Raw genomic sequence first — 2,992 nt, forward strand, 5'->3', positions numbered from 1 at the left:
CTCTGTAAGCAATATAAGTTTTACCCACTTGACAAGACTCTAATTTTCTTAACTTGACACCAATGGCGTTTTGCCGCCCAGTAGATGCAATTTAAATATGGAACAGCTTACCTAGTTTTTTTCCTGCCGACTGGCAAATATTCATGATATGTATGCCATAATGTCACGAGTCAACAGTCTATACCTAATTTTATCGACCCAATACTAGGGCGCTTGATGTATTTTATGTTTACTATTGAGCGATAAATAGCGTTATGTAAGTACAGGTATAAACTTATATTGCTTACAGAGAAAGGAGAAAAAAACTCCTGGAATGTCTCAAAACAGCCTAGTTTAGTCTAAACCGAAGGCACAAAAAAATTTGTTCTATTGTAGTTACATTAAGAGGTTTTAATGAAGTTGTTGGATATACAAAAGCGTAAAGTTGAACTACCCTCCAATACAGATAATCAAAGGGTTTCTAGCTTCCCAGAAGCTGGGTATCCACGTCCACAGTTACAGCGATCGCACTGGCTAAATTTAAACGGTCTGTGGAAGTTCGCTTTTGACGATGAAGGGCGATGTGTTCAACCAGGCGATATCCAGGGGTGGACTCATCATATACAAGTTCCCTTCGCTCCCGAATCTACCAAAAGTGGTATTGGTGATACAGGTTTTCATCCAAACTGCTGGTATGAGCGCGAATTTGAAACGCCTGAAGGTGACGGCAGATTATTACTGCACTTTGGGGCTGTGGATTATCGCGCCCGTGTATGGGTTAATGGTCAATACATGGCAGAGCATGAAGGGGGACATACTCCTTTCACGCTGGATATTACCGCAGTTTTGAATGATACTGGCATAACTAAAGTAACAGTCTGGGCTCAGGATGATCCTTGTGACCTTGCCAAGCCTAGAGGAAAGCAGGATTGGCAATTGGAACCGCACAGTATTTGGTATCCTCGCACCAGTGGTATTTGGCAAACAGTCTGGATTGAGCGTGTGGGTAGAACTTACATCGATCACATCCGGTGGAGTCCCGATTTTGAGCGATGGGAAGTTGGTTGTTATGCTGCGATCGCAGGTGATGCCCCTGCTGGTATCCAAATCAAGGTAAAACTGAGCATTGGCAATACCGTGTTGGCAAACGATACTTATGAAGTGTTTAACGGAGAAATTGGCCGTCGCATTTCCCTTTCCGATCCAGGTATCGACGACTACCGCAACGAATTGCTGTGGAGTCCAGAAAAGCCCACCCTAATGGATGCCCACATTGAACTTTGGCATAACAATCAACTCTTGGATGAAGCAAAATCCTATACAGCAATGCGGACTGTGGGGATACAGCGCGATCGCTTTATGCTCAATGGTCGTCCTTATTATTTGCGCTTAGTTCTGGATCAAGGCTACTGGCCCGATTCGCTAATGACAGCACCGGACGATGGGGCATTGCGGCATGATGTCGAACTCGCCAAAGCAATGGGTTTTAACGGAGTCCGTAAGCACCAGAAAATTGAAGATCCGCGATTTTTATATTGGGCAGATGTGCTGGGATTGTTAGTATGGGAGGAGATGCCCAGTGCATATCGTTTCACACCTAAAGCAGTGGAACGCACGACGCGAGAGTGGGCTGAGGTGATTAGGCGGGATATCAGCCACCCCTGTATCGTAGCTTGGGTAACGTTTAATGAATCCTGGGGAGTTCCGAATCTGGTTGAGACTGCGGCTCACCGAAACTACGTCTTGGCAATGTATCACTTAACTAAAACTCTCGATCCGGGCCGCCCAGTGATTGGCAACGATGGCTGGGAAAGTACAGATACAGATATTCTGGCTATTCATGACTACGACACCCACCCACAACGATTAGCTCATCGCTATGGCCCAGAAGTGAAGCTATCGGATTTGTTTGACCGGAAGCGTCCTGGAGGGCGCATCTTGACACTGGATAACTTTCCGCATCAGGGACAGCCAGTGATGCTGACTGAGTTTGGTGGTATTGCCTATGCTCCTGTTGATACCCCCGATTCAGATAAAGCTTGGGGATATGAGCGTTGCTCCAATATTTCCGAGCTAGAAATTAAATACGCTTCTCTGCTCGAAACGATTAATGATATCGAGTTGTTTAGCGGATTTTGCTACACCCAATTTACAGATACTTTCCAAGAAGCTAACGGTTTATTATACGCCGATCGCACGCCTAAATTTCCCATTGAGGCGATCCGCGCTGCGACCCTTTCAGGACAAGGATTATGTACTCCCACAAGCTGTTAAAGCCGGATGGTCGCCCACTGACCTTATACAGTCGATACCCGATTGCGGAGAATATCATAGCCACTAGCCCTAGTAATGAACCAGTGCAGGCAAATCCCCACCTGCGCTGGCATCCTTTACGCGGCGAATGGGTTGCTTACGCTTCTCACCGTCAAGGGCGGACTTTCATGCCGCCCCCGGAATATAATCCCCTTGCACCTACTACGAAACCGGAGTTTCCTACAGAACTTCCCCAAGGTAAGTATGATGTGGCGGTGTTTAATAATCGCTTTCCTTCAATGGCTCAAGCGGCACAGAACCCGCCGGAGTGTATTGTGGAAACATTGCCTGCGAATGGGGCGTGTGAAGTGGTAGTTTTTACTCAAAATGCCCAAGCTTCCCTTAGTTCTCTGGAATTGGAACACCTTGATTTACTCTTAGAAGTGTGGGGTGATCGCACCCGCGTATTAGGAGCAAATGCCCAAATTCAGTACGTGTTGCCTTTTGAAAACAAAGGTGTAGAGGTGGGTGTAACATTGCACCATCCTCATGGGCAAATTTACGCCTATCCTTTTATACCGCCTGTTCCGGCGCGGATGCTGTCAATGCAGCAGGAGTATTATGAAAAACATCGGCGGGGTTTGCTGCAAGACTTGATTCAGAAGGAGATTGCAGACAATCAACGGATTATTTATCAAGATGAGTATGCGATCGCATTTGTCCCGGTATGCGCTCGTTACCCCTATGAAGTTTGGATTGC

General features: G+C 46.5%; 2 protein-coding genes. Both read left to right on the forward strand.

The features are described 5' to 3' along the window. The first annotated feature begins 393 nt into the window (after nt 1-393). Nucleotides 394-2,253 carry a glycoside hydrolase family 2 protein gene (locus tag LC574_RS33620; protein ID WP_229457927.1) on the forward strand — a complete coding sequence of 620 codons (1,860 nt, stop codon included), beginning with the start codon at nt 394-396 and terminating at the stop codon, nt 2,251-2,253. Next, nucleotides 2,232-2,992: galactose-1-phosphate uridylyltransferase (locus LC574_RS33625; RefSeq protein ID WP_229457929.1), on the forward strand; the 761-nt coding region annotated here is incomplete at its 3' end. The genes LC574_RS33620 and LC574_RS33625, both read left to right, overlap by 22 nt.

Source organism: Nostoc sp. CHAB 5715 (assembly GCF_020829685.1).
In the GTDB taxonomy this organism is placed as follows: Bacteria; Cyanobacteriota; Cyanobacteriia; order Cyanobacteriales; family Nostocaceae; genus Nostoc.